The sequence below is a fragment of the Xenorhabdus sp. TS4 genome (assembly GCF_014467265.1).
Taxonomy (GTDB): Bacteria; Pseudomonadota; Gammaproteobacteria; order Enterobacterales; family Enterobacteriaceae; genus Xenorhabdus; species Xenorhabdus ehlersii.
Genome location: NZ_NKHQ01000024.1, coordinates 20,962 through 34,441 on the forward strand (window position 1 = coordinate 20,962; position 13,480 = coordinate 34,441).

General features: G+C 44.8%; 15 protein-coding genes and 1 pseudogene. 5 read left to right on the top strand and 11 right to left on the bottom strand.

The features are described 5' to 3' along the window. Nucleotides 1–53: 53 nt before the first annotated feature. The 7 genes from Xets_RS11455 to Xets_RS11485 all read right to left on the bottom strand — a co-directional run bounded on the left by Xets_RS11455 (nucleotide 54) and on the right by Xets_RS11485 (nucleotide 7,902). Nucleotides 54–1,532: a phage late control D family protein gene (locus Xets_RS11455; protein WP_187651690.1), complete on the bottom strand. Its 1,479-nt coding sequence runs from the start codon at nucleotides 1,530–1,532 to the stop codon at nucleotides 54–56. Further along, the gene (locus Xets_RS11460) at nucleotides 1,529–1,993 is read right to left on the bottom strand and encodes a phage tail protein (RefSeq protein ID WP_099133794.1); all 465 of its coding nucleotides are present in this window, start codon (nucleotides 1,991–1,993) and stop codon (nucleotides 1,529–1,531) included. Before Xets_RS11460 ends, Xets_RS11455 begins: the two co-directional genes overlap by 4 nt. Beyond that, the gene (locus Xets_RS11465) at nucleotides 1,990–5,643 is read right to left on the bottom strand and encodes a phage tail protein (RefSeq protein WP_187651691.1); all 3,654 of its coding nucleotides are present in this window, start codon (nucleotides 5,641–5,643) and stop codon (nucleotides 1,990–1,992) included. Before Xets_RS11465 ends, Xets_RS11460 begins: the two co-directional genes overlap by 4 nt. Further along, nucleotides 5,636–5,755: a GpE family phage tail protein gene (locus tag Xets_RS11470; protein WP_208638602.1), complete on the bottom strand. Its 120-nt coding sequence runs from the start codon at nucleotides 5,753–5,755 to the stop codon at nucleotides 5,636–5,638. Before Xets_RS11470 ends, Xets_RS11465 begins: the two co-directional genes overlap by 8 nt. Before the next feature lie 14 nt (nucleotides 5,756–5,769). Then, a complete protein-coding gene (locus Xets_RS11475) occupies nucleotides 5,770–6,087 on the bottom strand; it encodes a phage tail assembly protein (RefSeq protein WP_074024573.1) in 318 nt (105 codons plus the stop codon). A 106-nt stretch (nucleotides 6,088–6,193) separates the two neighbouring features. Then, the gene (locus Xets_RS11480; protein WP_074020972.1) at nucleotides 6,194–6,712 is read right to left on the bottom strand and encodes a phage major tail tube protein; all 519 of its coding nucleotides are present in this window, start codon (nucleotides 6,710–6,712) and stop codon (nucleotides 6,194–6,196) included. 11 nt (nucleotides 6,713–6,723) lie between these two features. Beyond that, complete coding sequence (locus tag Xets_RS11485; protein ID WP_099133797.1) at nucleotides 6,724–7,902, bottom strand: phage tail sheath protein; 1,179 nt, start codon at nucleotides 7,900–7,902, stop codon at nucleotides 6,724–6,726. A gap of 357 nt (nucleotides 7,903–8,259) precedes the next feature. On the opposite strand from Xets_RS11485, the gene Xets_RS11490 reads away from it, so the two are divergent. Beyond that, nucleotides 8,260–9,081, top strand: coding sequence for a hypothetical protein (locus Xets_RS11490; protein ID WP_187651692.1), 822 nt, complete (start codon nucleotides 8,260–8,262; stop codon nucleotides 9,079–9,081). 2 nt (nucleotides 9,082–9,083) lie between these two features. Beyond that, entirely contained in the window at nucleotides 9,084–9,434 is a 351-nt protein-coding gene (locus tag Xets_RS11495) for a tail fiber assembly protein (protein WP_187651693.1), read from the top strand. Nucleotides 9,435–9,462: 28 nt separating this feature from the next. Here the strand turns inward: Xets_RS11495 and Xets_RS11500 are convergent, their stop codons facing one another. Further along, nucleotides 9,463–10,056 (bottom strand): hypothetical protein, encoded by a 594-nt coding sequence (locus tag Xets_RS11500; protein WP_187651694.1) that lies wholly within the window; start codon nucleotides 10,054–10,056, stop codon nucleotides 9,463–9,465. Nucleotides 10,057–10,133: 77 nt separating this feature from the next. On the opposite strand from Xets_RS11500, the gene Xets_RS28675 reads away from it, so the two are divergent. Continuing rightward, on the top strand, nucleotides 10,134–10,196 hold the full coding sequence (locus tag Xets_RS28675; RefSeq protein WP_187651771.1) for a tail fiber assembly protein: 63 nt from the start codon (nucleotides 10,134–10,136) through the stop codon (nucleotides 10,194–10,196). A gap of 26 nt (nucleotides 10,197–10,222) precedes the next feature. Here Xets_RS28675 and Xets_RS11510 read toward each other — a convergent pair whose 3' ends face one another. Both Xets_RS11510 and Xets_RS11515 read right to left on the bottom strand, forming a co-directional pair. Beyond that, nucleotides 10,223–10,753 carry a tail fiber assembly protein gene (locus Xets_RS11510; RefSeq protein ID WP_244208813.1) on the bottom strand — a complete coding sequence of 177 codons (531 nt, stop codon included), beginning with the start codon at nucleotides 10,751–10,753 and terminating at the stop codon, nucleotides 10,223–10,225. Further along, nucleotides 10,740–11,669: a hypothetical protein gene (locus Xets_RS11515; protein WP_187651695.1), complete on the bottom strand. Its 930-nt coding sequence runs from the start codon at nucleotides 11,667–11,669 to the stop codon at nucleotides 10,740–10,742. The genes Xets_RS11510 and Xets_RS11515 overlap by 14 nt, the downstream gene beginning before the upstream one ends. Before the next feature lie 162 nt (nucleotides 11,670–11,831). Between Xets_RS11515 and Xets_RS11520 the strand changes: the two genes are divergently transcribed. After that, nucleotides 11,832–12,572 (top strand): hypothetical protein, encoded by a 741-nt coding sequence (locus tag Xets_RS11520; RefSeq protein WP_187651696.1) that lies wholly within the window; start codon nucleotides 11,832–11,834, stop codon nucleotides 12,570–12,572. A 110-nt stretch (nucleotides 12,573–12,682) separates the two neighbouring features. Beyond that, nucleotides 12,683–13,030, top strand: a pseudogene (locus tag Xets_RS11525) (tail fiber assembly protein); the annotation flags it as partial. Nucleotides 13,031–13,054: 24 nt separating this feature from the next. Here the strand turns inward: Xets_RS11525 and Xets_RS11530 are convergent. Next, nucleotides 13,055–13,480, bottom strand: a complete 426-nt coding sequence (locus Xets_RS11530; protein ID WP_187651698.1) for a tail fiber assembly protein — start codon at nucleotides 13,478–13,480, stop codon at nucleotides 13,055–13,057.

Here is a 13,480-nt window from a genome sequence, read left to right on the forward strand (position 1 = left end):
GAAATAACATTATCTCGTCTGGTGAACAATATACCAAAGATCTCATATTGAGATCAAGAACTCATTTCAAATTCGTCAATTTTTATTTCGAGATCTAATGATGTCGTAAAACCACTGTCATTGAGCGTGTGAGTGACTTTGACCAAAGTCCAGTCAGTTTCATCAATTTCTGACTTAAAACCCTCTAACTGGATGGGAGTTTCAGGATAAATATCAGCACGCCCCAATGCTAATGTGATAGAGAACTGCGCAGCTCCTCGTTGCATTTTTTTCCAAACGGCGATAGCAGCACGCTCTGCACTTTCTTTGTTAGAATAAATGCGCGAAAGCGTCAGAATATTCTCCTGAGTTCCCACCAAATAGCTTGCAGATTCTTGCTGTACTGTAGTTGTTTGATGGTGTTCAACCGTTGATTCACGCTGTTCTTCATAAGATATGCTTGCTTCAATATCGAAATTTGCTTCTATCTCGATACTGCCGTTACCTTTGTTTTTCTTTTTACTCCCCTTTTTAATATAAGTCGGCTTTCCACGACCTTTAGTTTTTGGGTTTTTCTTCGCCAAATTAACTTTGCCAGGTGCAGGAGGTTTAGGTTTAAGATCTTTTCCCTTTTTAGTGGATTGTGGTTGCTTTTGCCTGGAAGTCCCCCCCTTTTTTTTAGTGGCGTTTTTGTCTTTTTGAGAAGAATCCTTGTCTGATGATTGGCTACTACTGCTTTCATATTCAACGATAAGTTCAACTTTTCCTTCTTCTGATTCCTTTCGCCTCAGTTTAACCGTCTGTTTAGTCGCTGTACGTGTATCCATCCACTGAGCAGCCACACCAGTATAAGCCTCACGATCGGACAGAGAAAATCTGTGACTATCCCCTGAGTTACGCGTAATCAGTACAGGCGGAATATGCTTACCACTCGCCGTTTTATTCTGCCCTTGCTGAACAAACAATAATTCGCCATTTTTGACTGAAGCGATTGCGCCTTCTTGTTTTGCCAATCGAGTCAAAAAGCTGACGTCAGATTCATTTGTTTGATCGATATGCATAGAGATATTTTCTAACTCTGAGCTAATCTTAAACTCCAATTTATTTCTGGCAGCGATGGTACTGACAATACTGCCTAAAGTGCATTTATGGTAAGAAGCCTCCCGTTTCACATTCAGATCACCACGAAAATCCGCACTGCGGGCACGAATGGTCAATCGATCTGGCGCACCGACATGTTCAATTTCATCAACAACAAATTTTCCTTTCGGCGTTAAAGAGTGGCCATGCCACCCCAGTTCTAATGTAAGAATATCGCCACGAAGAGGCAGCATCAGCATGCCATCCGCATCATCCAACTCAATATCGAGCTGATCTGATTCCAAACCACGATTATCCGTCAATGTTAATGACATCAGGCGTGATTGGATCTTCCCACTGATATCCTTGTTGTTGATTTCCAGACGAAAAGCGGGCTCACTGACTTTTCCAGTGACCAAATCAAATTGGGGAACCCAATCCGTGTCGGGTATCCACTTTTCAAAATCGATCATGAGAACACTCCCCTGACTTTCCTGACAATATCGTCTTTGATATCAGAAAGCTGATCCTGCAAGTCTCCCAACATTTCAAACAAGTTATTGTCAACACGCCGTAAAGTCAGCGTAAAACTGATTTTTCTGGCCGCGCCACCTGACATAAATTCTGTTTTTGTCTCATCAATGCTTTCGATAACGAACATACCGTAAATGGCACCACTGCCATCAATAAATGACCACGCTTTGCCGCTATCTGCCATCACTTTCAATGCGGTCAATGAAAGTGAACCACCGGTCAGTTCAGGATAAAGCTCCCCTGATAGCGTGATAGTATCATTGTCTGAACCGACAAACTGCCAGGCAGGCCGCGCTCCCACGCGGCTGTTGAAGGCATGTCGCCAACTCTGTTTATATTGAAAAGTCTGATAGGGCGTTGTTTTCAGCATAAAAACAAACAAACCAAGTGCAGCCATCATGAGAAATCTTCTCCTCTGTCTGAAAGTGAGCTACGCATACGCGCCTGGTGCATACGTTCTCTTTGTTCCAATTCCTGCCTGACCACACGGGCAATATCCTGCGCGGATTGCCCCTGGGTGCCATAGACATAGATGTTATATTGCGGGGCTGCGCCACCATATTGCTGTGGCTGACTCCGCTCCCGTTTCGCCTGCACTTCCTCATAAGCGTGAGCAGGTAAACTCTGCGCGTGTAATGGTGCATCCTGCGCCGCAATCGGCAGTGACATTGAGCTAACGGCAAGACCCAAAGCAGCAAGTTTCGCGGTATTTTTCCGGCTGGTAACATTAGCTGGGCCATTGATAATTTCAGGACCATATTCCCCCACAAGGCCTTGTTTCCCTGCAGGAATAAATCCGCCTGTATCATGTTGAGTAATCTGTTTTGCCTGCTGAGATGTATCGCTCTTAGTAATTTCCTGTGATGTTTTTACGGTAACTTCCTTTTTATCATCACCAGACCACCACGATTTAAACCAATCAGTAATAGAGGCGAATTTACTTTTCAGGTGCTCCCATTTTTCTTGAATACCAATTAGCAAACTATCGATCATTGCTGAGCCAGCCGCTTTTAATTTTTCAGGAATAGCCTGAACATCAGCAACAATTTCATTCCATCTATCTGAAATTGATTTTTTAACGCTCTCCCAAATTTCTAAAGTATTCTGTTTAACGGATTCCCAAACTTCACCTATTTTAGCTTTAACTGATTCCCAAGCTTCTAAAGTACTTTGTTTAATCGTGTCCCAATTTTGGTAAATAAGACCGATTAATCCACCATCCATGAAATAACTCTTAATGCCCTCCCAAGCAGCACTGACTCTGTCTTTAATTCCCTGCCATGCATTGCTACAGACATTTTTGATGTTTTCCCACAAAGCAGTGAATTTGGGTCCTAATGTTTCCCAATTCTGCCAAATATAAATAGCAGCCATTGCAATAACACCAATAATGGCAAGAATGGGGTTCGCCATCATAGCTCGGCCAACAATCATTATTGCACGACCCAGTATACTGAAAGCATTACCTAAAAAACCTAAACCTTTCGCACCAATACTTCCCAGCATTCTTATACTATTGCCCAAAAAGCCAAATACTTGTTGTCCAATACTTCCTAGTTTTCCTATACTTTTTCTTAACCCTACAAAAATACCGTTTTTGTTACCGCTACTGAATAGTGTATTTAATGAATTCCTGAGAAAACCAAAAACTTTCCCTCCAACACTACCCAATATATTGAGGCTACTTCCTAAGTAATTAAATACTCTTACACCTAATTGACCAAATATATTTAAGCTAATTCTCAGAGAGCCAAAAACTCGTATCCCCAACTGAGCAAAAATATTCAGCCTAATTTGCAATGAACCAAAGATTCGGATTCCCAATTGTCCAAAGATATTCAGCCTTATACGCAATGAACCAAAGATCCGGATTCCCAACTGACCAAAGATATTCAGCCCTATACGCAACGAACCAAAGATCCGGACGCCTAACTGCCCAAAGATATTCAGCCCTATACGCAACGAACCAAAGATTCGGACGCCTAACTGCCCAAAGATATTCAGACTAATACGCAATGAACCAAAGATTCGGACGCCTAACTGCCCAAAGATATTCAGCCCTATACGCAATGAACCAAAGATTCGGACGCCTAACTGCCCAAAGATATTCAGACTAATACGCAATGAACCAAAGATCCGGATTCCCAACTGACCAAAAATATTCAAGCCAATACGCAATGAACCAAAGATTCGGATTCCCAACTGACCAAAAATATTCAGGCCAATACGCAACGAACCAAAGATCCGGATTCCTAATTGCCCAAAGATATTCAGACTAATACGCAATGAACCAAAGATTCGGATTCCCAACTGACCAAATATATTCAGACTAATACGCAATGAACCAAAGATTCGGGTTCCCAACTGACCAAATATATTCAGACTAATACGCAATGAACCAAAGATTCGGATTCCCAACTGACCAAATATATTCAAACTAATACGCAATGAACCAAAGATTCGGATTCCCAACTGACCAAAAATATTCAGGCCAATACGCAATGAACCAAAGATTCGGATTCCCAACTGACCAAAGATATTCAGGCCAATACGCAATGAACCAAAGATTCGGATTCCCAACTGACCAAATATATTCAGGCCAATACGCAACGAACCAAATATTCGGACGCCTAACTGCCCAAAGATATTCAGGCCAATACGCAATGAACCAAAGATCCGGATTCCCAACTGACCAAATATATTCAGACTAATACGCAATGAACCAAAGATTCGGATTCCCAACTGACCAAATATATTCAGGCCAATACGCAACGAACCAAATATTCGGACGCCTAACTGCCCAAAGATATTCAGGCCAATACGCAATGAACCAAAGATCCGGATTCCCAACTGACCAAATATATTCAGACTAATACGCAATGAACCAAAGATTCGGATTCCCAACTGACCAAATATATTCAGGCCAATACGCAACGAACCAAATATTCGGACGCCTAACTGCCCAAAGATATTCAGGCCAATACGCAATGAACCAAAGATCCGGATTCCCAACTGACCAAATATATTCAGGCCAATACGCAATGAACCAAAGATCCGGATTCCCAACTGACCAAATATATTCAGACTAATACGCAATGAACCAAAGATTCGGACACCTAACTGCCCAAAGATATTCAGACTAATACGCAATGAACCAAAGATCCGGACGCCTAACTGCCCAAAGATATTCAGACTAATACGCAATGAACCAAAGATTCGGACACCTAACTGCCCAAAGATATTCAGACTAATACGCAATGAACCAAAGATCCGGACACCCAATTGTCCAAAGATATTCAGACTAATACGCAATGAACCAAATATTCGGATTCCTAATTGCCCAAATACATTAAATCCAATACGCAACGAACTAAAAACTCTAACTCCTATCTTTCCAAAAATATTTAGCCGAACTTTCAATGTTCCAAAAATCTGAATAGACAAAATACCAAAGATACGGAGACTAACTCTCAGAGAACCAAAAACTCTTATACCAACACTACCAAAAATTTTTATAGAATTAATCAGAATTTGAAATGATGCCTTCACTGAATTAGTGGGAAATTTCAAAACTGTTTTGATTTTTTTCAGCGTATCAAATAAAATTGTTATTTTTGGATTAATATTAATAACCAATTTATCTAACAATTTAAAATTGTTAGTCATATTACCCGTCACACCAAGATTAAATTCATTCTTTTTACTGGATGAGTTTTCCTGTCTGACATTCTGGTTTATTTGAACAATATTAGCTGATTGGCTGGCAGAATTCACCTGCATTACTTGTGAGGAGTTCTGCCGCGCAGAGAAAGATTGTTTAATGGTTTGATTATAGGCCTTAAGATCGGCACGCATACGCGCAGTTTCCTGCGCATAACCTACAATGGGTTTTAATCCTTCAACAGTCTTATTAAATTTTTTAAACTGGTTATAAATTTTATCAACTGAACCTACCAGTTTTTTCTGATGCTGTTGAAAAGATTTAAAGGAACTGGTCAACTTACCAACAGTACTCAGTACCTTGTTAAGCTGTGACTGTATATTACTCATTTTCTGCACCACTTCTCAAAATGGCCCGATGTCGCCAGTCCAATAGTTCCGATAGTGACATTGCATCTGTGACTGTCGGTGACCAGTGAAAAACGGTGGCAATATCTGCCACCAATTCATCAACGGTTAATCGTTCTGGGAATCGGACTTGACCGACTTCGGCAACAAAAAATTGACCACCTCCACACTGAGATTAATCAGATCACCAGGTGACATCATTATCAGGTCATTTTTGGTCAATGCAGGGGTGGTAACACGCGGCAGGACAAGCAGCATAGAATCCACATCCATTTCCAGCAGTGCCTGTAAACGTGCACCGCGCAACGCACCGCTGTTAGGTTTGCGTACCATCACTTCCGTGATTTCGCCGTTGCCTCGCGCCAGTGGTGCTTCCAATTCAATGGTGCGCAGATCGTCATTTTGAGTATTCAGTGTTTCTGTCATGGTTCAACCTTGTTTATCCGATTAGAGACCTGTCTCAACAGGCACGATTAATACACTGATGAGACAGGAAATAAGTTTTAAAAAAGTTAATTGCTAAAAGAAGCGATTAAAAAAGACCGATAGCGCGGCGATGCTGCTCCAGACGATCTTCCCCACCTACTTTCTCAACCATGTTGATGGTGTCGATTTCAATCAGTTCTTCACCATTCCATGTCAGTTTGAAATAAGTATTTTTGGCAGTGATTTTGGTCTGGGTGTTATCACCTTGTTTATAAGTACCGTGATCGAACTCCTGGAAACGACCACGCATCACAACTTCGACTGCAACCACTTCACCGTTATCTTCACTCTCAAAAGAGCCAGCAAAGCGCAGCATGACACCATCGGCTTTCGCGATGCCCCACTGTTTGTACAGTTGAGCTTCAACGCCGCCCAGAGTGAATTCAGCATCCAGTGCGCCTTCATCCAGACCTAAATCCACCATTGCGCTGCCATTCATGCCAGCACCGCGATAGGCTTCCAGCTTGCGGCTCAACTTAGGAAGAGTCAGTTCTTCCACGATCCCCTGATAGTTGTTGCCATCATTGAACAAGTTCAGGTATTTAAGTTTGCGAGGTAATGCCATCAGTTAGCCCCTTATTTATTGATACTTTTCGCGAAATCCATCAGGTAACTATCTGTAATGCGCTGGCGTAACATCATGTTTTCCAGTGGCGGTACAGGTGTATAGTCATAGTCGATGGTCAGTTTGCCGGCTTTCAGGGTGTCCTTGTCATTAGCCTTGTCGTCGTACCAACAACGGCCATCAATGATGTAGCCACCAGATTTCAGTTCACGGAACTTGGCATTGACGCCTTCGATGATGTCGCGCACCAGTGATGGAGTCAGCGGTTTATCGATAGCCCACATGTGTGCTTCAGCCATAGTGTCAGCCAGAACCTGAGCGGTACGGGTGTAGCTTTCAAACTGGAACAGAGGATCAGCAGAACCAGCACAAGTTCGTGAACCCCAGAAACGAAAGCCGTTTTTGCGGACCAGCGTCGTGATACCTGCTTTGTTTAGCAGATCGGCGTCAGTCGCGGTATCTTGCAGATCCCAGAAGACATCAGCAGACAGGCCAGTCACTCCGTTAACACCAACGTTGGACAGAGTTTTATGCCAGCCGGTTTCTTCATCGATTTTAGCACGCAGACCCAGCGCATAAGCGGTTGCAAATGCAGTCGCTTCGCTGTTGGTCACCGTATCCCAGCTCAGGAAATCAGGCCAAATCAGCATCAGCTCACGCTGACTGAAGTAGTCACGATATCTGATCACTTCTTCAATAGTTTTGCAGCCGTAAGCGCTGATATAAGCCATCGCTTTCAGTTTCTGCGCAACAGAAACCAGTGCAGTAACAACCGGTAGTGAATCCAGACCCGGAACGCCCAGAATGCGTGGTTTAACACCGAGTTGGCTTGGTGCCGCCAACAGCGCCTGCATACCGGTTTTCTTACCGGCCTCAGTAACACCACCGATGATGTTAGTAACAGTATCTTTTTCAGATTCGCCCTCTTCCACACGAACAACCACAGTCACAGGCTGAGCCTGAGCAGCGATAGCTTTCAGTGAAGCGGACAAAGTCCCTTTTTTCCCAGCCTTACCACTGGCGCTCATAACGTCAGTAATCAGAACTGGAGTGTTTAATGGAAATGTTTTTTCGTCTGCGTCAGGAGCAGTACAAACCATACCTACGATAGCGGTGCTAACGGTAGTGATGGTACGAGTACCTTCATTAATTTCCTGTACACGGACGCCGTGATGATAGTCTTGTGCCATATTAGCGGTTCTCCTGTTAAGGTGTGCTGATATATTGGCGGATTGGACGGAGGAAATCATTCGATTGGCTGTGTGTGGGGGACGGTACAAATGTGGTCTTATATTTTTGTTTATAATCAATTTGTTGGGTTGATTTTAGTTGGTGGGAGAAAATCAAATGGTTTGGTTGGAAAGAACCCTTTATTGGTTAAATAATAACCTTTTATAGGTCATTTAATAACCTAATTTAGTTTAAAATTCATCCTTTCCGGTATTATTCAGTGTGATTCTGGCTTTTGGTTATTTTTTGATAGGCTAAAATGGCTCTTTTTTGTCGCTGAGTTTTGGTTCTCGCGGTTCAGGGAGTGGGATCTTGGCTTGGATCGTAAGGATCCATGGGTTGTGAAAAACCTCGGTTTGGCGGAGACGGTGAAACGGGCGAAAAATGCCTACCCTAAAACAGGCGGAACCATTGAGGGGAAAGTTTGGACTACCAGTGATATTGAGGCGACAGGCTGGATTGGCGGAACAACGCTGCATGATCGCCATACCGACGGGCGGTGGTCGCAGGTATACAGTGAGGCTCACAAACCCGAACCCCGCGAAATTGGTGTGTATTCGACTAGCGAATCGAACGGGCGTTTTGCCCTGAAAAAATCACATGACATGTTTTCGTGCGGTGGTGTGGATGTTGAGGCTACGCATGACTGGGCAGGCGTGAAACTAAAAAATGCGAACGGGTATTACGTTCAGCTATCTGCCGTGCCGCATGAAAAACCGGAAATGCTCACAGTGTTTTATCGGGATAGCACCACTGAAACGCAATATTACGTCAATCTGCGCAAAAAATCCGGCGAGATAGCTTTGCTGTCTGATGTTGCTGAAAACGCCAGTATTGGCATTAACCAGAGCTGGCAGAATGTCCGGTATAAACGGATAGGTGGGACGCAATATAAAAATGATGCAGGCAAGCCAATAGCCGTATTTGTTAAAACCAAACCGCGAAAAAAACAACTGGGTGCAATCGGAATTGGTGCCAATGTCAATGGAATTCAAGTCGCGTATAACTGGTCAGATTTCGATGGGCCACAAGTGGAGATGAGCGTGTTTTTTATTGTCCCCACAGGGGCGCATTACGATGTCAATGCGTATATCGCTAATGATGGCGATTTTATTGATTCGTGGGTTGAATTAAGGTAATCATGAAATATTACAAATCGAACGACGGGCGGGTTTACGGTTTTGAATCAGACGGCTCTCAGGATAAACACATCAAATCGGATTTTATTCCGATTACTGAGGCGGAAGCGCGGATAATCGCGAACCCGCCGCCCACACCTGAGCAGTTGCAGCAAAACGCGGAACATGAGAAACGATACCGCATGACGCAGGCTACCAATTCCATCGCGCCATTACAGTATGCCGTAGACCTCAAAATGGCGACGAACGCGGAGCTGGCGTCACTAACAGCATGGAAAAAATATTGCGTGCTACTGAACCGTGTGGACTGTTCGACAGCACCAAATATTGACTGGCCTAAAGCGCCAGAATAACAATCAGGGGCATAGTTTGCCCCTGTATTTATTCCGACTCAGTCAATTTCCGTTGTTGCTGATTCCAGATAGAATTCTCTGGCATCTGGACACGGACAGATATAGACCGACCAACAGGAATATCAATCGGATCACCGTCGGAGTAGCCGTCCCGTACATTTTGGGCGAATGTGGGTGCGTTTGGATGCTCTCGGTGATACGTCATGATTTTGATGGAACCATCGGGTAACACGCGATAATCCACCCAAATCAACGGTAATTTATTTTTGCACAGCGGAATTTCGATACCGCCATCAACCCCACCCCATGCCGCATCGGCATTAAATCCCAGCACGTTTTTAATGAGATAGACGCCCTCGGATAGACGTTCAACGATTGCGCCCTCGGATTCGTCGTTGGTAGTGAATTTGCCATCGGGGTGAATTTCAATGATAGGGGACGCTGTTTTGATGTAACCGTCAACGACGGTGGTGTTCGTTTTTCCCCATAACGCACCCCCCCGAATAGATGATCCCACCTGCATCTGGAATTGCAGCTCATTGCGGCTCGCACTGACCCACAAATGGAATGCGTTATTGGCATCATACCGGAGCAAAATACCTGCTCCCCACCCTCCCCACATGTCCCTCCCAGCACCTCCCCCCATACGATAAAATGACGTTGGGAACCGCTTGGCTCTTAAATCATCGTTGGTAGCTACTGCTCAATCGGGTGGATTGCTCTACCGCACCTGATATCCAATGGCCGGAACAGCCGAAATAAATAGAGGGGCTAAATGCCCCTGATTGTTATTCTGGCGCTTTAGGCCAGTCAATATTTGGTGCAGTCGAACAGTCTACGCGGTTTAATAACACGGTGTATTTTTTCCACGCGATCAGTGTCGATTGCTCTGTGTCTGTTGCCATGTTGAGATCGACAGCATATTGGAGTGGAGTGATTGAATTTGTAGCCTGAGACATTAGATAGCGTTTCTGCGATTCTGCCTGTTGCTGCAATTCCGCTGGCGTCTGAATTCTGGGCGTAATTTCCCCATTAATGAAAACCCACTCGTGATCCCAGCCAAAATCATCAGGAACATCATTTTTCACAATTTCAGCGACATATAACCCTATTGGACATAACGTGCTGGCATCATCACTAAACGAGCGGATAATACCATCATCATCATAGGCAATTTTTAACGTATCCGGTTCAAAATTCTGTTGTTGTTCGTACCAATCACCATCTGCATTTGTCAGATACAGACAGTTACCGTAGGGTTTTGATGTTGGCGTATATTCAACAAATTTTTTAGCCATTTTATTGTTATTGCGTGACATTGATCCACCCTCCATTTCTCATGATCTGCAAATTAGCGACGCGTAGCCGTTCGATGACCCAAACGCCGCCGCCAGGTGTTCGTGACAGCCGAACACCAACCACAAATTCGTTGGTTGAAAAATCCAACCATTCGTCTATTTTTGTTGTTATTTCACGGGGTGTTGATAATCGCAGCGACGTGACATATTTTTCCGCATCGGCCGAATTCAGTAATGTCCCGTTGGTTTTCGGTATATGATTTACATTTACCTGACCATTAGTTTTTTGTGAAATGATGGCACCACCGGCGCCATTCATTTCTATTGTCACGGTGTTTTTATTGCGTGTATCCGATAATTCAACACCGGCAAATCCATTATTCGCTGCAACATAGACCCTGTCATAGGTTGATAACCATTGTTTAACAGCAATACTGCCATCAACGACGCCACCCGTTCTCGGTAGGGCGTTTTCCGCTAGTTTCACCGTGCCCACTAACCCAATATTCCGCACAAACTCTGGTTTGTTGGGGATATCGGCGCCGTTTCGGGATTTTTCGAGGCGGTTGTCTAGGGCGTCAGTTACGGATTTCTGGCTCATCACCTGCGATACACTGTCACCCACAGATTGGATAATGTCCGCTGAATTCAATAGTATCCCGTTGGTTTTCGGGATGTGGTTTACGTTTACCTGTCCGTTAGTTTTTTGTGAAATGTAAACACCGCCGGTGCCGTTCATTTCTAACGTCGCCGTATTGCTGGTTCTGGAATCCGATAATTCAACACCGGCGAATCCATTATTAGACGCGACATATACCCTGTCGAGTGTAGACAGCCAGTGTTTAACTGCGAGGGTGCCATCAACGACGCCACCCGTTCTCGGTAGGGCGTTTTCCGCTAGTTCCACGGTTCCCGCCAAACCGACGTTTAGTCCCAATCAAAATTCATAACTGAATAAAGTATCCAACGAATACCCTTCTAAAAAATCAATTAATCATAATTTTTATTTATCATTTTTCCATTTGGAAACTTTCTGGATCCTCGTTCTGAAATTTGGAATGTTTAGGAGGTATCTTTTAACGTCGGTTTGGCGGAGACGGTGAAACGGGCGAAAAATGCACTGGATAAAAATTCCGGTGGTGAGCTGTTGTCCCCGGTTAAATTTTCGGGATTCAGAACGAACACCGGTTCGATTGTTATTTCGACGCAATCAGACGGGAATGGTATTGGTGATGGGCAAACGCAATTTGGCTATAACGTGGGGAATGATTCAGCACCGATATTTAACCATTATCTGCGCGGGCAGGGTATCACAAACATTGATACATCAGGTGGGTGTGATATTCGTGAGGGTCTGCGCGTGGGGCGTCGGGTCGTGCCGGGTGATTATGGGAATTTTGACAGCCGGTATTTGAAATTATCTCAAAACGGTAGCGATATACCGAACAAATCAGCGTTCAGAGCAGTATTAGAATTAGGGGATGCCGCACTGAGAACGGTTGGCAATGAATACGCAAACATTCCCAGTATGGGGTATTTTCTGGCGAGCCTCGGCTATAACGGCTGGCAGCAAATCCCATCACAGGATGGGGCAGGTAACCTGATTATCCAATGGGGTACATTTGGGGGATTTCAATCGGGGACGGGGGCAACTGTCAAATTTCCGCGTCCATTCCCTCGTCGTTGTGTATTTGCGATCCCTGTTGCCATTGTGCCGTGGGAAACCAAAACAACAACTATGGAACCCGTCTATCTAGCCGAAAAATCCGCGGCCTATGCCACGTTTAGAAAAGGCGGAACGGTAACCATTGACGGCCTCTACATTGCATTAGGATATTAATAATGATGAGCAAAACCTATATTTATTGTGCTAATAACGAAAAATATGATCCGCCGTGTCCGGGGTTTTGGCCTGTGGCTGAACGTGAACATTACCCAAACACGTTCCCAGAGAGTGGCGTCGAGGTTGATGAGGCTGTCAAACAACGATTTGACGGACAGTGGCCCAGTGGGAAACGGCTGGGTTGTGATGAACGCGGCTACCCGGCATGGGTTGACATTCCGCCGCCGCCCCCTCCGTCACCAGCGGAATTGCGGCAGCAGGCTGAATTCCAAAAACAGCAATTAATGTTTTCCGCAGCAAACTCCATCGCGCCGTTACAGGACGCAGTAGACCTCGATATGGCCACCGATGCCGAGAAATTATCATTAGCCGAATGGCGTAAATATCGGGTACTGCTCAATCGGGTGGATTGCTCTACCGCACCTGATATCCAATGGCCGGAACAGCCAAAATAATGATGGGGCGTAATGCCCCTATATTTACTCTGGCTGCTCAGGCCAGTCAATATTGGGTGCTGTCGAACAGTCTACACGGTTCAGTAGCACGCAATATTTTTTCCATGCTGTTAGCGCTGACAGTTCCGCCGCCGTCGCCATTTGAAGATCGACGGCATACTGTAGCGGCGCGATTGCGCTGGTCGCCTGAGTCATGAGATATTTTTTCTGGGATTCAGCCTGTTGTTGCAATTCCGCTGGTGTCGGCGGTGGGATATCACCCCATGCAGGTAGACCGTCAGATCCCACAATCCGGCGTTTCCCCGCGGGGATATCACGTGTAAATTTAATAAAAACAGCCTCGCGCACCGCAACCCCGTCATCCGGCCATGTCCCCGCGGCAACATATGCATCTTTCAGAGACAACAGAAAGAACGAATTCTGCGCCGCACTAAAAATATATCTACTCAT

What these genes read in the sequence shown, in the direction of transcription:
- Xets_RS11455 (WP_187651690.1), bottom strand. Translation starts at nt 1,532, where the DNA reads ATGATCGATTTTGAAAAGTGGATACCCGACACGGATTGGGTTCCCCAA.
- Xets_RS11460 (WP_099133794.1), bottom strand. Translation starts at nt 1,993, where the DNA reads ATGATGGCTGCACTTGGTTTGTTTGTTTTTATGCTGAAAACAACGCCC.
- Xets_RS11465 (WP_187651691.1), bottom strand. Translation starts at nt 5,643, where the DNA reads ATGAGTAATATACAGTCACAGCTTAACAAGGTACTGAGTACTGTTGGT.
- Xets_RS11475 (WP_074024573.1), bottom strand. Translation starts at nt 6,087, where the DNA reads ATGACAGAAACACTGAATACTCAAAATGACGATCTGCGCACCATTGAA.
- Xets_RS11480 (WP_074020972.1), bottom strand. Translation starts at nt 6,712, where the DNA reads ATGGCATTACCTCGCAAACTTAAATACCTGAACTTGTTCAATGATGGC.
- Xets_RS11485 (WP_099133797.1), bottom strand. Translation starts at nt 7,902, where the DNA reads ATGGCACAAGACTATCATCACGGCGTCCGTGTACAGGAAATTAATGAA.
- Xets_RS11495 (WP_187651693.1), top strand. Translation starts at nt 9,084, where the DNA reads ATGAAATATTACAAATCGAACGACGGGCGGGTTTACGGTTTTGAATCA.
- Xets_RS11500 (WP_187651694.1), bottom strand. Translation starts at nt 10,056, where the DNA reads ATGTGGGGAGGGTGGGGAGCAGGTATTTTGCTCCGGTATGATGCCAAT.
- Xets_RS11510 (WP_244208813.1), bottom strand. Translation starts at nt 10,753, where the DNA reads ATGTCACGCAATAACAATAAAATGGCTAAAAAATTTGTTGAATATACG.
- Xets_RS11530 (WP_187651698.1), bottom strand. Translation starts at nt 13,480, where the DNA reads ATGAGTAGATATATTTTTAGTGCGGCGCAGAATTCGTTCTTTCTGTTG.